Raw genomic sequence first — 16,013 nt, 5'->3', positions numbered from 1 at the left:
AATCAGTCCTCGAATGCATCTGTTTGAATGCGCCGGCCCAGCATGAAGGCATCGGCGACATGCACCAGCGGCGAAAAGTCGGCATCGCTCCGGCCGGCAGCCACCAATGCTACGAAATCACGATAAAGGTTACGGTACTCGCGGTCCTCTTCGAGAATCGCGTTTTGACCATCGACAAAAAGCCGGCTGCCGCCATGCGTCAAAACGACCGGGCCCTCGTCGGTCTCAACCCGGATATCCCATGTCTGTGGGCCAGTCTGCCGCCAGTCGAATTCCGCCGCCACCGGAAGCCCGCTATCGGTCTCGAATGCAAGGCTGGCGGCGATCGGTGCCGCGCGGTTGGCCGGGAAGGTCAGCTCGGACCGGGTGAGGTGGAATTTTTCCGGCATGATTTGAGTGACGATCGACAATGCATTGATGCCCGGATCGAATACCCCGAGACCGCCCGGCTCCCAAATCCAGGCTTGACCCGGATGCCAGTGACGGACGTCTTCCTTCCACTCCACAGCCACGCTGCGGATCTTTCGCTTGGCGAGCAGCGCGCGTGCCGGCTCGACTGCGGCAGCGGCGCGCGAATGCCAGGTCGAAAACAGCGTCAACCCTTTCGCCCTTGCGAGTGCCTCCAAGGCGTAGACCTCGGACAGCGTCGCGCCCGGCGGCTTTTCGAGCATCACGTGCTTGCCGGCGTCGAGCGCCGCCTTGGCCTGCTCGAAGCGGCCTTGCGGCGGCGTACAGAGAGAAACGGCGTCAACTTCCACGCCCGATGCAAGCAGATCGCCGATTTCGTGGAAACAGGCGACGCCGTCGAGCTGGGCATGGCGGCTTGCGACGGCTACAAGCTCGATGCCGTCGGTCGCCTTGATCGCGCCGAGATGCTGATCTCTTGCGATTTTTCCGAGACCGACGATGGCAAGACGAATAGAAGCCATGGGACCCTCAGAGCTTCTTGATCGTAACCGGCTTGTCGGCGGCAACCGTCAGGCGGTTGACGAGCGGCAGCTTGAAGGGAGCCGCAGCGATCTCGAACACGTCACCTGGCTCCGTCTTGACCCCTTCCGAGAAGGAAAGCGTAGCCGTACCGAAGAAGTGGACATGCAGATCGCCCGGTTCGCGGAACAGCTCATATTTGAAATTGTGATGCTCGAGATTGGCGATCGTATGAGACATGTTCGCCTCCCCGGAAAGGAAGGGCTTCTCGAAGATCACCTGATCGCCGCGACGCACCCGCGACGTGCCCTCTACATGATCGGGCAGATCGCCGACAAGAAGCTCAGCGCCCAGCGAGGCCTGCCGAAGCTTCGAGTGGGCAAGCCAGAGATAGTTGCCTTTTTCGGTCACATGGTCGGAAAATTCGTTGGCAAGGCAGAAGCCGATGCGGAAGGGCGTACCGTCCGGTCCGATCAGATAGATGCCGGCAAGCTCCGGCTCTTCGCCGCCATCGAGCGCGAAGGCGGGCGAAACGAGATTTTCGCCGGTTGCGCGCAACTGCGAGCCATTGCCCTTGTAGAACCATTCCGGCTGCGCGCCGATCTGCCCCAGATCAGGCTTGCCGCCCTCGACACCCATGAGGAACATGCGCATGGAATCGGTGGGCTTTTCCGAGGACTGAGCGGCCTTGTGCATCTTGTCGCGGCCGTCCGCGGAACCGAGATGGGTGAGCCCCGTCCCGGCTACGACGAAATGGCCGGGATCCGGATGCGTGATCGGCAGAGCAAGACGGCCCTCCTCGGCAGCCTTTTGAACATCCACGGCATCGCCCAGGCCCGCGGCATCGATGCGCTGCGCCAGCGTCTGGCCGGCGGCAATTGCCTGCTGAGCGAGCTCATATGTCGAAGAAACGCCCTGCACTATACGTGCAGCCCCTTCTCCATCCCATGCGACGACCTGCAGCTTGCCGCTGCCATCTTTAACCTGAAGAACGCGCAACATCGATTCCGTTACCCAATGATTTCATATTCTGCATGGCGTCTCCTGCCACCATGCGCCTCCCACCAGAACCTTCGGATCCGATGCAGTCATAAATACGACTATTGGATTGATCGCCCGCTTGTCAAGAACGATTGGGCAGCCCTTCAGACGCCATGGAAATTTTTCCACATACAGATTCTTTATATATATCAATGCGTTAAAAAACAAGCACAGGTGCTCGAACTGAAGTTTCCCGCAACTTCATCAAAAATGCCTCTTGAAAAAGTAATATTATATGCTCATCCTCGGCTCCGTCAGTTTGCTTCATCTCTGGGAGGATTATAGATGAAAAGAGCACTCGCGGCGGTTACCGTCGCATTCGGCCTGGCACTTGCTTCAGGCGTATCCGCACAATCACTCACCGTTGGCTTCTCGCAGATCGGCTCCGAATCGGGCTGGCGTGCGGCTGAAACCACCGTTACCAAGCAGGAAGCGCAAAAACGTGGCGTGAATCTGAAATTTGCCGATGCGCAGCAGAAGCAGGAAAACCAGATCAAGGCCATCCGCGGCTTCATCGCCCAGGGCGTTGACGCCATCTTCGTGGCACCGGTCGTGGCGACCGGCTGGGACGCAGTCCTGAAGGAAGCCAAGGAAGAGAAAATCCCGGTCATCCTGCTCGATCGTGAGATCGATGCGCCGAAGGACCTCTACCTGACCGCTGTTACGTCCGACACCGTCTTCGAAGGCAAGGTCGCCGGCGAGTGGCTGGTCAAGGAAGTCGGCTCCAAGGATTGCAAGGTTGTTGAGCTTCAGGGCACGACTGGCTCCTCGCCCGCCATCAACCGCAAGAAAGGTTTTGATCAAGCGATTGCCGGCAAGAGCAATATCAAGATCGTCCGCTCGCAGACCGGCGACTTTACCCGCACCAAGGGTAAGGAAGTCATGGAAAGCTTCATCAAGGCCGAAGGCGGCGGCAAGGGTATCTGCGCCGTCTATGCCCACAACGACGACATGGCCGTCGGCGCCATCCAGGCTATCAAGGAAGCCGGCCTGAAGCCCGGCACCGACATCAAGATCGTCTCGATCGATGCCGTGCCGGATATCTTCCAGGCAATGGCCAAGGGCGAAGCCAACGCGACGGTGGAATTGACGCCGAACATGGCCGGCCCTGCATTCGATGCGCTCGAAGCCTATCTGAAGAACAAGAAAGAGCCGCCGAAGTGGATCCAGACGGAATCCAAGCTCTATACGGCCAAGGATGATCCAATGAAGGTCTATGAGGCCAAGAAGGGTCTCGGCTACTAAGTCCTCCCGCTGCCCGGCCTGCTCTTCATTCTGGGCCGGGCGCTAACTGAAACCGGAGCGGAGCCCCCATACCGCTCCGGTTCTTTGATACGTGCGGGAATTATCGGCATGTCAGATTCCAATTCTCTTCTGGAAGCCCGAGGCATAGGCAAGGCCTTTCTCGGCATCACGGCGCTCGACGGCGTCGACTTCTCCCTGAACCGGGGCGAAATCCACGCGCTGCTCGGCGAAAACGGCGCCGGCAAATCGACGCTGATCAAGATTTTGACCGGGGTCTACAGCCGTGACCGCGGAACCATGCAACTTGACGGAAGCGACGTGACCCCGGCAAACGTGGCTGAGGCTCAGGCACTCGGCATCGGTACGGTTTACCAGGAAGTCAATCTGCTGGAAAACCTGACGGTAGCCGAAAACCTCTTTCTGGGGCGCCAGCCGCACCGCTTCGGTCTGATCGACCGCCGCGAAATGCGCCGGCGTTCGAAGGCGCTGCTTGCCCGCTATGGCCTGGACATCGATGTCGACGCCCTGCTCTCCTCCTATTCGGTGGCCGTCCGCCAGATCGTCGCGATCGCCCGTGCAGTGGATCTGTCCGGCAAGGTCCTGGTTCTCGACGAACCGACCGCCAGCCTCGATTCCCATGAGGTCGAGATGCTGTTTTCGGTGCTGCGCCGGCTCCGCGAAGAAGGCCTCGGCATCATCATCATCACCCATTTCCTGAACCAGGTCTATGCGATTGCCGACCGCGTCACGGTTTTGCGCAACGGGCGGTTGGTTGGCACGCGAAAACTTTCGGAACTGCCGCAGCTGGAACTTATCTCGATGATGCTCGGCCGCGAATTGCAGCACATCACCCGCGAACATCAGGCCCAGGACGAGACGGTTGCGGCAACCGCCGAGGCGCCCATACGCTTCGCAAATTATGGCAAGCGCGGCAGCGTGGCGCCCTTCGACCTTGATATTCGCCCCGGCGAAGTGGTCGGCATTGCGGGCCTCCTCGGCTCCGGGCGGACCGAGACCGCGTTCTTGCTCTTCGGCATCGATCGGGCCGACAGCGGCACTGCGACGATAGACGGCCGGCCGGTTTCCTTGACTTCCCCCGAGGCGGCGATCGTCAACGGCTTCGGCTTCTGCCCCGAGGAACGCAAGACCGATGGCATCATCGGCGACTTCTCGGTTGCCGATAATATCGCTCTGGCGCTGCAGGCCCGGCAAGGCTGGTCAAAGCCGATCTCCTCGCGTGAAAAGCACGCTCTGGCCGAAAGCTTCATCAAATCCCTCGATATCCGCCCGCCGGATGCCAACCGGCCGATCAAATTCCTGTCCGGCGGCAACCAGCAGAAGGCGATCCTCGCCCGCTGGCTGGCGACCGAGCCGCGCCTGCTGATCCTCGACGAACCGACACGCGGCATCGATATCGGCGCGCATGCGGAAATCCTCAAGATGATAGAACGCCTGTGTTCGGAGGGCATGTCCCTGGTGGTGATCTCGTCGGAACTTGAGGAACTGACGGCGGTCGCCCACCGGGTCATCGTGCTTTCCGACCGGCGGCATGTGGCGGAACTGTCCGGCGACGCCTTGACGGCCGACAATATCATGCAGGCAATCGCCACCTCCGCCCGTACGGAGGCCGCGTGATGAACCGTCTCACCCGCCGCCTGCGCCGCCTCGCCCCGCAGATGGTCGCGCTGGCGATCATTCTCGCGCTGATCACGGCGATCGCCCCCGGCTTTCTGACGATCTCCTTCCAGAACGGCCGCCTCTACGGCAGCCTGATCGACATTCTGGTGCGTGCCGCCCCGGTAGCACTGCTGACGATCGGCATGACACTGGTGATCGCGACCCGAGGCATCGACCTTTCGATCGGCGCGGTGATCGCCATTTGCGGCGCCGTTGCTGCAACCCTCATCAGCAAGGACTATCCGCTCTCGGTGGTGATCCTCACATCGCTCTGCGTCGGCCTGGTGTGCGGCTTGTGGAATGGCGTCCTCGTCGCACTCCTCGACATTCAGCCGATCATTGCCACCCTGATCCTGATGGTGGCCGGGCGCGGCATTGCGCAGCTGATCACCGAGGGCGTCATTCTCACCTTCAACAATGACGGCTTTTCTGCCCTGGGCTCCGGTTCGCTGGCCGGCATCCCGGTTCCGATCCTGATCTGGATCCTGGCGGCGCTTCTGATCGGCGTGCTCGTCAGGCGCTCTGCCCTGGGCTTCCTGATCGAAGCGACCGGCATCAACCGGCGCGCCGCGACCCTTGCCGGCGTACGGGCGCGGTTCCTGCTGTTCTTCGTCTATGCCATATCCGGTATCTGCGCAGCCGTAGCCGGCCTGATCGTGACCGCCGACATCCGCGGCGCCGACGCCAACAATGCCGGTCTCTGGCTGGAGCTGGATGCAATTCTGGCAGTCGTCATCGGCGGAACATCGCTCAATGGCGGCCGGTTCTCGATCACCGCTTCGTTGATCGGCGCGCTGATCATCCAGTCGATCAATACCGGCATCCTGGTTTCGGGCTTCCCGCCGGAATTCAACCTCATCATCAAGGCGGGCATCATCATCGTCGTGCTGACACTCCAATCTCCGGCGATCATGAACCTGCTCGGCTTCGTGAAAGCGGCGAAGACCCGGCCGGAAACGGCAGCCAGCAAAGTGGAGGGAGCAGCGCGATGATCCATACCCGCAACCTGCCCTTCGTCACCACGCTCGGCATCTTCGTCATCGCCTACGCGCTCTGCATCCTGCAGTTCCCGAACATGCTGTCGACCCGGGTGATCGGCAATCTCCTGACCGACAATGCCTTCCTCGGCATTGCGGCGGTCGGGATGACATTCGTCATACTTTCGGGCGGCATAGACCTGTCCATCGGTTCGGTTATTGCATTCACCAGTGTCTTCGTCGCCGTGCTGGTCGGATCGCTGGGAGTCCATCCGCTCGCCGCCTTTACCGTAGTGCTGGTGATCTCAACGCTGTTCGGCAGCTTAATGGGAGCGATGATCCGCTATCTCGGCATCCCGCCCTTCGTCGTCACCCTTGCGGGAATGTTTCTTGCCCGCGGCGCGGCCTACCTCATCTCGACGGAGTCGGTACCGATTTCGCACGAGGTCATCGATACGATCCAGGGCTTCTATTTCCGATTTCCGGGCGGAGGCAGGCTGACGGCGCTCGCCATGCTGATGCTGCTGGTGTTTGTCGTCGGCGCCTTCGTTGCCGGCCGGACCCGCTTTGGCGCCAATGTCTATGCGATCGGCGGCAGCGAACAATCTGCGGAACTGATGGGGGTGGCGGTCGGACCGACGACCATCGGTATCTATGCCCTTTCGGGCTTTCTCTCCGGCCTTTCCGGCATCGCCTATACGCTCTACACGTCTTCGGGCTATTCGCTGGCGACCGTCGGCGTCGAGCTGGATGCGATCGCGGCGGTCGTTATCGGTGGCACGCTGTTAACGGGCGGCGTCGGTCTTGTTGCAGGGACATTCGTCGGAATCCTGATCCAGGGCCTGATCCAGACCTACATCGTCTTCGACGGCACGCTGTCTTCCTGGTGGACCAAGATCGTCATTGGCATTCTGCTCTTCATCTTCATTGTATTGCAGCGCGGGATCATCTGGTATTCGAACAGGCGATTGGCCGAGGGACGGCTTAGGGAGGTTTAATTGGGTCTTCTGGAAACGACGATCAGTGGTCGAAAGCGCCGCAGCAACCACGCGCATGTGGTAGCGGAGCTGGGCCGCGGAATCGTGTCCGGGAAGATACCGGAAGGCTCGCTGCTACCGGGCGATGCAGAACTTTCGGCGCGCTTCGGGGTGTCCCGCACCGTACTTCGGGAAGCCATGAAGACGCTGGCGGCCAAACGGCTTGTCGAAGCGAAAGCAAAGGTCGGAACCCGCGTCCTCGACAAGGCAAGCTGGAACTTCTTCGATCCTGACGTTCTCGGCTGGCGCTTCGAGTCGGGGCTGGACTACGAGTTCATCGAGCACCTGGCGGAAATGCGCATGGCGCTCGAACCAGCCGCGGCAGCTGCTGCTTCCTTGCGTGCTTCCAGCGACGACATTATCGCGCTCTATGCGATCGCCGCCAAGTTCGATGATCTCTCGCACACGCCGGAAACGATCGCCAACGTGGATCTGGAATTCCATCTCGCAATCGCCCGGATGTCCGGCAATCCGTTCATGCGCTCGGCAAGCGCGCTGATCGAGGCAGCGCTGGCCATATCGTTCCAGCTCTCCTCACCGGCCGCTTCTCCCGAAATGATCGACGAGGTGGCCGATAATCATTTGAAGATCGCCCATGCGATAGCATCGCGCGATCCTCAGAAAGCCATTGCCGCCATGCGTCACGTCATCGAGGTCGGCAAGAGCCGTATCCGCAACTCCTTCGAGGTGCCCCTGCCGGCCTGAGCTCATCTTGCCCGGAGTGAAAGCATCAAATTGGCGAGCAGCGCGGTGCGCGGAGCAATGCTGCTCAAGAAGATATGCTCTTCGAATGTGTGAGCACCGGCGCCATCCGCGCCGAGGCCGTCGAGTGTCGGCACGCCTAGGGCTGCTGTAAAATTGCCATCCGACCCGCCGCCGGTCGCCATGCCTTCAAGCTTGATACCGAGATTGCCGGCAATATCGGCCGCGACATCGAACAATCTCCGCCCCTCTTCCGATTGCGCGAAGGGCGGCCGGTTCATCTGCCCGACGATTTCGAAGGTGATGTCGGGATCGACCGGCCGCACCGCCTCGATCCTGCCCGTCACCTCCCTGCCTACGGCATCGTTGGGGACACGGACATCGACCTGCAGCCGGCATTCTGCAGGAACGGTATTGCGTCCCGTCCCGCCGTGGATCGTTCCGACGGTGACCGTCACGCCGCGTTCCGCATCGTTGAGCGCATCCAGCTCGAGCACCAGACGGGCAGCGGCGCGGATGGCGCTCCGGCCCTCCTGCGGCCTCACCCCCGCATGAGCCGCGCGTCCATTCACGGTGATGTCGTACATGGCGACGCCCTTGCGGGCGACGACGATCTTGCCGCCGTCGCGCGCCGGTTCCACAACGAGCGAATATCCGGCTCTCCGCGCGGCCTCCTCCATAAAGGCACGCGAGGACAGGCTGCCCGTCTCTTCGTCCGGCACGAAGATCAGGTCGATCGGCATGTGGTTTCCCTGCTTGACGGCAAGCTTCATGGCTTCGAACGCCATCAGGGCACCGGACTTCATGTCATAGATGCCGGGGCCGTAGAGTCTGTCGCCCTCCTGCCGCAATGGCAGCTGCTTGGCGATGACACCCTCCGCATGTACCGTATCCAGGTGGGCAAGGACGAGCAGGGTCTTTTCATTGCTGCCGGCCGGACGCGGAGAACGGACAGCCAGGATATCGCCGAAGCCGAGGGTGCCTGCCAGCCGCTCCACTTCCAAACCCGCCAGCCTGCTCAAAACCTCGACACGATCTGCAAGACGATTGACGGCGCTCGCGTTGGACGTCGGCGTTTCCATTTCGACCCAGCGCTTCAACTCTTCGATCAGCGCAAGGTCGTCGATGTCTTTGGCGGAAATGGCAAGTGTCATGGAAGAACTACCTGGGAAAGCATGGCGGGCAATGCGAGGCCGCAAAAGCGCGGCCGGCCCACTATAATTAGCCGCCCAAGGATCACCAGAGTTAAATCCGCTCGGCGCTGCCGATACGGACAATCAAGCAGTCATAGTCTCGAAATGCCGTATCATCCGGCCTACATCGGGCTCGTGCCCGGTAAATAGCCGGAAGGCGCCCACCGCCTGAAAGACGGCCATTCCCCCACCATTGAGAACCTTGCATCCACGCTCTCTAGCCTTCTTCAGGAGCGTCGTCTCCAGCGGAAAATAAACGATCTCCGCAACCCAATGATGCGGCTTCAGCAGCTCCGGCGGCAGCGGCATGCCCGGATATTTCGCCATGCCGGTCGGAGTCGCGTGAATGAGGCCCGACGTCGTCTCCATTGCGGAAGCGACATCGCTCGAAGCCGAAATCGTCGTATCCGGAAAGAGTACCGACATGCTTTCCGCCAGCTGCTCTGCCCTCTCCGGCTCTCGGTCGACAACCGTAAGCGTCTTCAGGCCGAGGGAAAGAATGGCGTAAGCGGTGGCAACACCGGCGCCACCGGCACCAAGCTGAACCGCCGCCTGCAAATCTGCATCCGGCAGACCACGCTTGAAACTCTCGGCAAATCCCCACCAGTCGGTGTTATGGCCAAAGCGCTTTCCGTCCTTCAGCACGACGGTGTTGACCGCTCCCAGTGCCCTCGCCTCTTCGGACAGCTCATCGAGATAAGGAATGACGAGCTGCTTGCAGGGATGGGTGATATTCAGTCCGATCAGCCCCCTCGCCTCGGCATCGCGAAGCAGGTCCGGAAGGCTCTCCGGCGTTCGGCCGATCTGATTCAGATCGATGAGCTCGTAGTCGTAGCGGATGCCCTGCGCAGCGCCTTCCACCATGTGCATGGCGGGCGTCAGCGAGGCCTGGATGCCGGCGCCGATCAGCGCGGCCTTCAACGGTTTCAGCAATGTCTCGGCCATGGTTTATGCCTTGTATGCCTGGATGGATCGGCCCGCCCGGTGAAGACGGGCCGATGGAACGGTCACTTCTTGCGTACGGCTTCGAGTTCCCTGAAGAGCAGCGAGACGGTGTCAGCACCGATGTCGGCGCTGAACTTGTCGATCAGCGGCTTCACGGCATCACGCAGCTTCTGGGTTTCGGCCGCGCTGAGCTCATCGACCTGCATGCCTTTCTCCTTGATCTCGGCGACGGCCTTCGCATCCGCCTCGCGCGAGACCTTACGCTGGAAGTCGCGTGCCTCGGTCGCTGCCGACTGGAGGACCGCCTTCTCCTCGTCATTCAGGTTGTCCCAGAACTTCTTGCTGATCAGCACGATCTGCGGATTGTACTGGTGACGGGTGAGCGTCATGTATTTCTGGACTTCGTAGAACTTGGCGTTGATGATGTTGGCGGCCGGATTTTCCTGGCCGTCGACCGTGCCGGTTTCGAGTGCCGTATAGAGTTCGGTATAAGGCAGCGGCACGGCGTTGGCGCCCAGGCTGTTGAACATCTCGATCGGGATCGGCGACTGCAGAGTGCGGATCTTCAGGCCCTTGATGTCTTCGAGCTTGGTGACCGGCCGGCGTTCATTGGTCAGGTTGCGGAAACCGAGTTCCCAGTAGGCAAGTCCGACCAGACCGGTCGCCGGCAGCTTGTCGGCGAGGCTCTTGCCGAATGCGCCGTCCATCACCTTGTCGGCTTCTTCGCCGCTGTTGAAGAGGAACGGCAGGTCGACGGCGCCGAATGCCTTGACGTTGCTTGCCAGAATGCCGGCGTTCAGCACCAGCATTTCCACCACGCCCCCCTGGAGCGCCGAGACGGTCTGGACGTCGCCGCCGAGGACGCCGCCCGGGAACAGCTTCACCTCGATCTTGCCGCCGCTCTTTTCCTTGACGATCTCGGCAAACTTCTCCATCCCGGTGACCTGCGGATGGCCCTTGTTGTTGGCGGCTGCGAATTTGAGCGTATGCGCGCCGATTTCGGCGGACGCCGTACCGGCAAACAACAACGCCGGCAGCGCGATCCCCAGCGCCAGTTTCTTCATCGTGTCGAACATAGTTTCCTCCCAGAGAATGGCCGGGTTCCCCACGGCCGGTTGACATGCATTTTAAAAAGGCACCCCTCGGTCTCACCGCGCGAACCAAGCGACCGGCACGGTCACCAGCTGCGGAAAGAGGACGAGAAGGAAAAGGACGATCAGCTCGGCGATCATGAACGGCATCACGCCCTTCATGAGGTCTTCCATCGACAGCTTGGACACGCCGCAGATGACGTTGAGCACGGTGCCGACCGGCGGCGTGATCAGCCCGATCGAATTGTTGATGATGAACAGCACGCCGAAGTAAACAGGATCGATGCCGGCCTGCTTGATGATCGGCATCAGCACGGGGGTCATGACGAGGATGGTGGGCGTCATGTCCATCGCCGTGCCGACGACGACGATCAGCACCATGATCGCCAGAAGCAGAAGCGTCTGGTTGTCCATCAGAGGTTCGATGAGCGCAACGAGACTGCCCGGCACGTCGGCGACCGTGATAAGCCAGGCGGAGACTGCCGCACAGGCAACCAGGAACATGACCACCGCCGTGATTTTTCCGGCCGCGACGAAGACGGAAAAGAGCTGTGAGGGCGCCAGTTCGCGATAGACGACCATCGACACGAAGAGCGAATAAACGGCTGCCACCACGCCAGCTTCGGTCGGCGTAAAGACGCCGAATTTCAGCCCGACGATGATGATGACCGGCAGCATCAGCGCCCAGATGCTTTCCAGGAAAGCCTCAATGCGAACTTGCCGGCTCTGTCTTTGCGGAAGCTCGAACTGTTCCCTGCGCGCAACGATCAGCCAGGTAATGCAAAGGGCCCCGGCAATCATGAGGCCCGGCACGATGCCGGCGAGGAAAAGCTTGGTGATCGAAACGCCGCCGATAACGCCATAGAGGATGAAACCGATAGAGGGAGGAATGATCGGACCGATGACCGAGGCTGAAGCCAGGAGACCGCCGGTGCGGGCCGGATCATGACCGGACTTGATCATCATCGGAAAGAGCAGCGCGCCGAGCGCTGCGGCATCCGCCACCGCCGAGCCGGAAAGGCTCGACAGAATGCAGGCGGCAAAGATTGCAACGAAGCCGAGACCGCCGCGAATATGGCCGACCATCGCCATGGCGAGGTTGACGATGCGCTTCGAGAGACCGCCGGTATTCATGATCTCGCCGGCAAGCAGGAAGAAGGGCACTGCCATCAGGGGGAAACTGTCCGCACCGTTCAGCACGTTCTGAGCGACGATCTGCGCGTCGAAAATGTCCATATACATCATCAGCGCGACGCCGCTGAGAATGAGCGCGAACGCGATCGGCACGCCGAGTGCCATTGGGCCGAGAAGTGCGCCGAGGAAGATGGTCAGTGTCATGGCGGCTCTCCTCAGACCTTGTTAACGCCGGCAACGGCCGCTTCCGGGTGGCTATCGAGCGCGATCTCCTCCTCGCTGTCACGGACCAGATGGGCCGTCGCGAGATCGATGCGCCCCGTCGCTACCTGGAAGGCGTCATAAAGAATGATGAGGAAGGTCGGGACACCGAAGGCAAGCCCGGCTCCGTAGAACCAGCCCATGGAAATGCCCGTGGCCGGCATGCTGGCCGGAAGGTTTATAAGCGTCTGGGTCCAGCTCCCGCTCACCATCAGCCATGTGGCGGCTAGCATCAGCCCCTGGCCGAGAAGTACTGCGATCTTCGCGGATGCGGGCGGCAGGCGCTTCAGGAGCGAATCCACGCCGAGATGCCCGTGCTCACGCATTGCGACGACTGCACCAAGGAAGGTCAGCCAGACGAAGAAAACGCGCGACAGCTCTTCGGAAGCGGTAATGCCCTGGTTGAAGGCGTAACGCAGCACCACATTGCCGAAGACAAGCACCACCATGGCCGCCAGCAGCAGCGCGATGATCACCTTCAAGGCAAGGAAATACCAGTCGATAATTCGTGTCATTCAGTCCTCCCGAAGCTTCGCCGCCCAATTGCCAAGGTGACGCGTGGAACGTCACCACTTTGCACCTGACAGGAAGCTCTCACCAGCGCCCCCTCCTCAGGACCGCTGATTGGATGATAAAATGTACTAACTAGTGAGTATGTCAAGCATGATCTGTTGAAATTGCCGGTACGGATCGCTATGACTTTGGAAAAGATGCGTAAATTTAAGAAGGCGGGTTGGGGATGGCAGCGAAACGCCAAAACACCAGGAAGAACGATCCGCAGCGCACGCAGGAGGATATTCTGGAGGTCGCGACGGAAGAGTTTTCCACCAACGGCCTTGCCGGCGGCAGGGTCGATGCGATTGCGGAAAAGACCCGCACCTCGAAGCGGATGATCTACTATTATTTCGGCAGCAAGGAAGGCCTTTATCTTTCCGTTCTGGAACGCGCCTACCGCAAGATCCGTACATTGGAAGCCGATCTGCAGCTTTCCAATCTACCGCCGGAACAGGCGTTGCGAACGCTGATCTTCACCACGTTCGAACACGACGAAACCAATCCGGACTTCGTGCGCCTGGTCAGTATCGAAAACATACATCACGCGGCCCACATGCTGCGTTCCGATGCCATCCGTGACCTGAACGTTTCCATCATCGAGACGATCGCAGCAATCCTCGACCGCGGCATAGCCGACGGCGTCTTCACGAGAAGAGCCGATCCGATGGACGTGCACATGCTGATAAGCGCCTTCTGCTTTTTCCGGGTCTCGAACCGATACACCTTCGGCACGATCTTCCGTCGCGATCTCTCCGAACCGGAGACAATGCAGCGCCATAAGGGGATGATCGCCGACGCGGTGATCAGCTATCTCCAGTCCGGAGCCGCGTGAGCGCCCTCACTTAGTTTTTTCGATCGATGAGGATCCTGGTGATTGCTACTCTCTCGGGCAGCGCGATGAGGAATTCGGGATCGCGGTCGAGGTGATGCACCTTGTCGGGATCGCCACCCGTAAACGCTGCCATGGATTCAAAATCGGGCCAGTAGGAGGTGGTGATGAATTCGGTTTCCGCGCCGATGTCATCCCGAAAGAGCTGCACGGCAAGAGCCGTTTTCTCAAGCGGCGGAATGCCTGCCTCCCGCAGATAAGCCTCATATTCATCGGCCACTTCGGCCAGCGTTCGGCCCCGCCAGATTCGTGCGATCGTTGCTTTGGTATCCATGGATGCTCCTCGGCTTCGTCTGCCGGAGGAAGTAGAACAGCGCTAGGAAGAGACAACCTGCTATTCCTTACGAAAAATGGAGCTTCCATTCGAGAAGACTGTCATGCCCGTCACCGCCCCCGCCCCGGCGACAGGAAGGCGGCGATTGCTGCCTCGTCGTGCCCTGCCTCGGATAAAAACCGGTGGGCAAATTGTGCCGCCGCCCCGCGCAACGCATCGTTTGATCGGATAAGATGAAAGGCGACGTGATGTTCGATCGTCCTTTCCGAAACCCGCACGATCCTGCCGCTGGCAAGTGCCGCATCGGCGAGCGGTGGACGGGCGAGCGCAATACCCAGGCCGTGCGAGCAGGCATCGACCACGAGGTTATAGTCCTCGAAGCGCCGGTCATGCCCACGCGGCACGTAGTCCAAACCTTCGGCCGCCAGCCAGCGCCGCCAGGCTTCGATGTTGGAATCATGCAGGATCGGATAATCGAGCAGGGACTTGGCGTCGGGATGCGGGCCTAGTCGTTCCGCCAGCATGGGTGCCGCGATCGGGTAGAGCTCCTCCTGCCAGAGCGGCAAGCTGCGGACGCCGGCCCACGGCCCTTTTCCGCAGCGAATCGCAAGATCGATCCCCTCGCTGAAATCAGCCAGCCGATGTTCGAGCACCAGTTCGAGATGAATGTCCTCGGTCTCCAGCCTGGACAGTCGTGGGAACAACCAGAGCGATGCGACGGATGGTGTCACCGAAAGCCGCACCGCTGTCCTGTTGCGCCGAGGGAGCCATCTCTCGTCCATGTTGGCCAGGATTCCAAGCGCATCTTCGGTGCGGGCCAAAAACCGGATTCCTTCGGGCGTCAGCGTCACGCCCCGCGCTTCACGCAGGAAAAGCCGGACCCCCATCCAGCGTTCCAGCCGCGCGACCTGACGAGAGACGGCCCCGTGTGTCACACCGCCCTCTTCCGCCGCAGCCGAAAAGGACCCGAGGCGAGCGGCCCGGGCAAACGTTTCCAAAGTATCGAGAGGCGGCAAAGTCTGCGAGCTGTGAACCATGCGCACATATGATCATCGATCGCGTTGCTTTTCAAGCATAGATCAACGGCCTAAACCAATGTCGACTACGCCAGACGGAGGCAGACATGAGCACTGTTGCAATGGACTCACCAGCAATGAATGAAAGACAGGGATTTGACTGGATTGCCTTCGCCGCGATCCTCGTGACGATCGTTTTCTGGGCTTCCTCCTTCGCCGCCATCCGCATCGGTCTGGGGGCATTGACCCCGATCGAACTCGCCACCGCACGCTATGTTTCCGCGGCCTTGATCGCAGTCCTTTATCTCGCTGCGGCAAGGCCGGTACTTCCCGCAAGGCGGGATGTCGTGAGGCTTTCCGTCGCAGCGATCCTGTTCATCGCAGCTTATGCGGTCCTGCTGAACATGGGCGAGCGGACGGTCGCCGCGGGGCCGGCAAGCTTCATCATCAACACGATGCCTGTCTTTACTGCGCTGATTGCGACCTTCGTTCTCGGCGAGCGGTTCGGGAAGTGGGGTTGGCTTGGCACGGCGGTCTCGTTTGCCGGCGTCGCTCTTATCGCTGCATCGAGCGAAAACGGCTTCGATCTCGATCCCAACGCCATCCTTATTCTCGGCGCCGCCCTCTGCTCCGCCGTCGCGAGCGTGTTGCAGAAGCCGATCCTTGGTCGGATGCCGGTGCTTGCCGTCACCGCATGGCTGATGCTGATCGGTTCCATTCCCCTGCTCCCGGCGGTACCTTTCACGATACAGGCGCTTGCCGTTGCGCCCGCCGACGTGAACTGGAGCGTCGCATATCTGGTCGTCTTTCCGACCGTGATCGGCTACGTCACCTGGGCAGTCGCCTTGAAGCGCCTGTCCGCAGCCCGGGCCGCAAACTTCCTCTATGGCGTCCCCCCGACCGCCACCTTGATCGGTTTCCTGTGGCTTGGCGAAGTGCCCACCGTAATCGGGGCCGCAGGCGGCATCATAGCGATCCTCGGCGTGCTGATCGTCAATCTGATGCGCAGGAGGTGAAGTACTGCGCTTAGTCAGCCTTAACAGATAGCT

At 60.6% G+C, this 16,013-nt stretch carries 16 protein-coding genes; 7 read left to right on the top strand and 9 right to left on the bottom strand.

All coding sequences use genetic code 11. From position 1 onward, the window contains the following. Positions 1-2: 2 nt before the first annotated feature. Both EDE09_RS20960 and araD1 read right to left on the bottom strand, forming a co-directional pair. Positions 3-929: a Gfo/Idh/MocA family oxidoreductase gene (locus EDE09_RS20960; protein ID WP_112801251.1), complete on the bottom strand. Its 927-nt coding sequence runs from the start codon at positions 927-929 to the stop codon at positions 3-5. Positions 930-936: 7 nt separating this feature from the next. Next, on the bottom strand, positions 937-1,929 hold the full coding sequence (gene araD1 / locus EDE09_RS20955) for an AraD1 family protein (RefSeq protein WP_112801249.1): 993 nt from the start codon (positions 1,927-1,929) through the stop codon (positions 937-939). Between the two features lie 324 nt (positions 1,930-2,253). Here araD1 and ytfQ point away from each other — a divergent pair, with 324 nt between their 5' ends. The 5 genes from ytfQ to EDE09_RS20930 all read left to right on the top strand — a co-directional run bounded on the left by ytfQ (position 2,254) and on the right by EDE09_RS20930 (position 7,609). Then, on the top strand, positions 2,254-3,213 hold the full coding sequence (gene ytfQ, locus EDE09_RS20950; protein ID WP_105370148.1) for a galactofuranose ABC transporter, galactofuranose-binding protein YtfQ: 960 nt from the start codon (positions 2,254-2,256) through the stop codon (positions 3,211-3,213). Positions 3,214-3,321: 108 nt separating this feature from the next. Further along, positions 3,322-4,848: a galactofuranose ABC transporter, ATP-binding protein YtfR gene (ytfR, locus tag EDE09_RS20945; RefSeq protein ID WP_112801247.1), complete on the top strand. Its 1,527-nt coding sequence runs from the start codon at positions 3,322-3,324 to the stop codon at positions 4,846-4,848. After that, positions 4,848-5,882, top strand: a complete 1,035-nt coding sequence (locus EDE09_RS20940) for an ABC transporter permease (protein ID WP_162712483.1) — start codon at positions 4,848-4,850, stop codon at positions 5,880-5,882. Before ytfR ends, EDE09_RS20940 begins: the two co-directional genes overlap by 1 nt. Further along, positions 5,879-6,865: a galactofuranose ABC transporter, permease protein YjfF gene (gene yjfF / locus EDE09_RS20935; protein ID WP_112801243.1), complete on the top strand. Its 987-nt coding sequence runs from the start codon at positions 5,879-5,881 to the stop codon at positions 6,863-6,865. The genes EDE09_RS20940 and yjfF overlap by 4 nt, the downstream gene beginning before the upstream one ends. Continuing rightward, entirely contained in the window at positions 6,866-7,609 is a 744-nt protein-coding gene (locus EDE09_RS20930) for a FadR/GntR family transcriptional regulator (protein ID WP_105370152.1), read from the top strand. Between the two features lie 2 nt (positions 7,610-7,611). On the opposite strand, the gene EDE09_RS20925 is transcribed toward EDE09_RS20930, so the two are convergent. The 5 genes from EDE09_RS20925 to EDE09_RS20905 form a co-directional block, all read right to left on the bottom strand. Next, a complete protein-coding gene (locus EDE09_RS20925) occupies positions 7,612-8,760 on the bottom strand; it encodes a M20 family metallopeptidase (protein ID WP_112801241.1) in 1,149 nt (382 codons plus the stop codon). A gap of 123 nt (positions 8,761-8,883) precedes the next feature. Continuing rightward, positions 8,884-9,744 (bottom strand): shikimate dehydrogenase, encoded by an 861-nt coding sequence (locus EDE09_RS20920; RefSeq protein WP_112801239.1) that lies wholly within the window; start codon positions 9,742-9,744, stop codon positions 8,884-8,886. A gap of 62 nt (positions 9,745-9,806) precedes the next feature. Next, positions 9,807-10,820, bottom strand: a complete 1,014-nt coding sequence (locus EDE09_RS20915) for a TRAP transporter substrate-binding protein (protein WP_112801237.1) — start codon at positions 10,818-10,820, stop codon at positions 9,807-9,809. A gap of 72 nt (positions 10,821-10,892) precedes the next feature. Then, positions 10,893-12,173, bottom strand: coding sequence for a TRAP transporter large permease subunit (locus EDE09_RS20910; protein WP_112801235.1), 1,281 nt, complete (start codon positions 12,171-12,173; stop codon positions 10,893-10,895). Between the two features lie 11 nt (positions 12,174-12,184). Beyond that, the gene (locus EDE09_RS20905) at positions 12,185-12,745 is read right to left on the bottom strand and encodes a TRAP transporter small permease (protein WP_105370157.1); all 561 of its coding nucleotides are present in this window, start codon (positions 12,743-12,745) and stop codon (positions 12,185-12,187) included. A gap of 224 nt (positions 12,746-12,969) precedes the next feature. Here EDE09_RS20905 and EDE09_RS20900 point away from each other — a divergent pair, with 224 nt between their 5' ends. Further along, positions 12,970-13,617, top strand: a complete 648-nt coding sequence (locus tag EDE09_RS20900; RefSeq protein WP_105370158.1) for a TetR family transcriptional regulator — start codon at positions 12,970-12,972, stop codon at positions 13,615-13,617. A 10-nt stretch (positions 13,618-13,627) separates the two neighbouring features. Here the strand turns inward: EDE09_RS20900 and EDE09_RS20895 are convergent, their stop codons facing one another. Next, positions 13,628-13,948: a hypothetical protein gene (locus tag EDE09_RS20895; protein ID WP_105370159.1), complete on the bottom strand. Its 321-nt coding sequence runs from the start codon at positions 13,946-13,948 to the stop codon at positions 13,628-13,630. Between the two features lie 110 nt (positions 13,949-14,058). Beyond that, positions 14,059-14,985: a LysR substrate-binding domain-containing protein gene (locus EDE09_RS20890; protein ID WP_105370160.1), complete on the bottom strand. Its 927-nt coding sequence runs from the start codon at positions 14,983-14,985 to the stop codon at positions 14,059-14,061. Between the two features lie 86 nt (positions 14,986-15,071). On the opposite strand from EDE09_RS20890, the gene EDE09_RS20885 reads away from it, so the two are divergent. Then, the gene (locus EDE09_RS20885; RefSeq protein ID WP_105370161.1) at positions 15,072-15,980 is read left to right on the top strand and encodes a DMT family transporter; all 909 of its coding nucleotides are present in this window, start codon (positions 15,072-15,074) and stop codon (positions 15,978-15,980) included. The last annotated feature ends 33 nt before the right edge of the window (positions 15,981-16,013 follow it).

The organism is Neorhizobium sp. S3-V5DH, assembly GCF_004343065.1.
Taxonomy (GTDB): Bacteria; Pseudomonadota; Alphaproteobacteria; order Rhizobiales; family Rhizobiaceae; genus Neorhizobium; species Neorhizobium huautlense.
The sequence above is the reverse complement of the archived record's forward strand: the minus strand, read 5'-3'. Positions and strand labels throughout refer to the sequence as shown.

Excerpts from the sequence above, each read along its gene's own strand:
- EDE09_RS20960 (WP_112801251.1), bottom strand. The coding sequence starts at position 929 with ATGGCTTCTATTCGTCTTGCCATCGTCGGTCTCGGAAAAATCGCAAGA.
- araD1 (WP_112801249.1), bottom strand. The coding sequence starts at position 1,929 with ATGTTGCGCGTTCTTCAGGTTAAAGATGGCAGCGGCAAGCTGCAGGTC.
- ytfQ (WP_105370148.1), top strand. The coding sequence starts at position 2,254 with ATGAAAAGAGCACTCGCGGCGGTTACCGTCGCATTCGGCCTGGCACTT.
- ytfR (WP_112801247.1), top strand. The coding sequence starts at position 3,322 with ATGTCAGATTCCAATTCTCTTCTGGAAGCCCGAGGCATAGGCAAGGCC.
- EDE09_RS20940 (WP_162712483.1), top strand. The coding sequence starts at position 4,848 with ATGAACCGTCTCACCCGCCGCCTGCGCCGCCTCGCCCCGCAGATGGTC.
- yjfF (WP_112801243.1), top strand. The coding sequence starts at position 5,879 with ATGATCCATACCCGCAACCTGCCCTTCGTCACCACGCTCGGCATCTTC.
- EDE09_RS20925 (WP_112801241.1), bottom strand. The coding sequence starts at position 8,760 with ATGACACTTGCCATTTCCGCCAAAGACATCGACGACCTTGCGCTGATC.
- EDE09_RS20920 (WP_112801239.1), bottom strand. The coding sequence starts at position 9,744 with ATGGCCGAGACATTGCTGAAACCGTTGAAGGCCGCGCTGATCGGCGCC.
- EDE09_RS20915 (WP_112801237.1), bottom strand. The coding sequence starts at position 10,820 with ATGTTCGACACGATGAAGAAACTGGCGCTGGGGATCGCGCTGCCGGCG.
- EDE09_RS20910 (WP_112801235.1), bottom strand. The coding sequence starts at position 12,173 with ATGACACTGACCATCTTCCTCGGCGCACTTCTCGGCCCAATGGCACTC.
- EDE09_RS20905 (WP_105370157.1), bottom strand. The coding sequence starts at position 12,745 with ATGACACGAATTATCGACTGGTATTTCCTTGCCTTGAAGGTGATCATC.
- EDE09_RS20900 (WP_105370158.1), top strand. The coding sequence starts at position 12,970 with ATGGCAGCGAAACGCCAAAACACCAGGAAGAACGATCCGCAGCGCACG.
- EDE09_RS20895 (WP_105370159.1), bottom strand. The coding sequence starts at position 13,948 with ATGGATACCAAAGCAACGATCGCACGAATCTGGCGGGGCCGAACGCTG.
- EDE09_RS20890 (WP_105370160.1), bottom strand. The coding sequence starts at position 14,985 with ATGGTTCACAGCTCGCAGACTTTGCCGCCTCTCGATACTTTGGAAACG.
- EDE09_RS20885 (WP_105370161.1), top strand. The coding sequence starts at position 15,072 with ATGAGCACTGTTGCAATGGACTCACCAGCAATGAATGAAAGACAGGGA.